Below are 1,417 nucleotides of genomic sequence, written 5' to 3' on the forward strand. Positions count from 1 at the left end.
CGTCCCGCCCGTCCAAAAAGGACGGGCGGGACGCCCATCCCACAATAACAATTAAAATTGTAAGTTATTTAATTCGCGATCCTTAGCGGGATATCAGACTATTCGGAAATCGTTAACAGCAATTAAGCTGGCATTGACTCCAGTTAACGAAGCAATTACTTCTCCACTTCCTTTCAACTTAATCAGCGCGCTGTTATTGTCCTGACTTATTTCTAACTGGTTAAAACTCAGACCCCTCGACAATCCTATGAAATCCTCACCTTTAACAAAATCAGAGATAATATCGAATCCGCTGACGACTCCTAAGACAAAAGTGTCGTTGCCCAAACCTCCGATGAGGCTGTCATTTCCTGAACCTCCAGACAAGAAATCATCACCAACGCAGCCGAGTAATGTATCATTATCTTGACCGCCGTAAATTGTATCGTTTCCTTCGCAGCCGTCGATTAAGTCGTTATTCTTGTTGCCGCTTAGGAAGTCATCTCCTGCACCGCCACACAAAGTATCGTCTTCGAGTTGTCCGAAGAGAGTATCATTGCCTTCGCCACCTAGAATTAAATCCTGAGATTTTCCCCCGAATAGGTGATCGTTTCCTTGGTCACCGTCGATAAAATCATTACCTTGATTGCCAAAGATTAAGTCATTATCTTCTTGGCCGTTAATTGCATCGTTGCCCTCATTCCCATAGATCAGGTCTTCACCAAAACCACCAAGAAGGATATCGTTTCCTTTGCCGCAAATTAAGATGTCGTCTCCCTTGTTGCCGTCAATGAAGTCATTGCCTTTATTGGCGTTGAAAGTATCGTTAAATTCGCCACCAAATAGGTTGTCGTTGCCAGCTAAAGCATCGAAGCTATTGGGACTGTTGCTGCCAAAATAGGCGTCATTCCTGGGAGTGCCAATTTGAGGGTCGGGATCACCATTGATAATATTATCAATTTGTTGGTTGGGTTGGTTGAGATTGGGATACTCAATTTGATCGCAAATGCACTCTGTATCGGGAATGTTAACAGGCGTCGGCGTTGGTACGGGTTCCGGTGTCGGCGTTGGTACGGGTTCCGGTGTCGGCGTGGGTACGGGTTCCGGTGTCGTCGGGGGTACGGGTTCCGGTGTCGGCGTTGGAGTTGGAGTTGGAGTTGGTGTGGCTGTGACTCTGGCCGCTATGGGGAAATCAAAGGGATTTTCGTCACTATCATCATTGACAAATTGCAACGTACCTGATTTATTTCCTGCCGTGGCTGTATCTACTTGAAGAAGCAAATTAGCACTCGCGGCCGCGGCCACAGTTGCAGGTAAGCTTCCGACTAGGCTAAATCCGGTTGGTAAGGTAAGGTTGCTGAGGTTTAAAACTGCTGTACCGAGATTTTTCACGGTAAAGGTTTTGTTGAGGCTGGTGCCAACTGTTACGCTGCCAAAG

At 46.6% G+C, this 1,417-nt stretch carries 1 protein-coding gene; it reads right to left on the reverse strand.

All coding sequences use genetic code 11. From position 1 onward, the window contains the following. Positions 1-93: 93 nt before the first annotated feature. The coding region (locus ACUVJL_RS31030; protein ID WP_445249345.1) for a choice-of-anchor D domain-containing protein at positions 94-1,417 on the reverse strand (1,324 nt) is incomplete at its 5' end.

The sequence above is a fragment of the Microcoleus sp. OTE_8_concoct_300 genome (assembly GCF_031383065.1).
In the GTDB taxonomy this organism is placed as follows: domain Bacteria; phylum Cyanobacteriota; class Cyanobacteriia; order Cyanobacteriales; family Microcoleaceae; genus Microcoleus.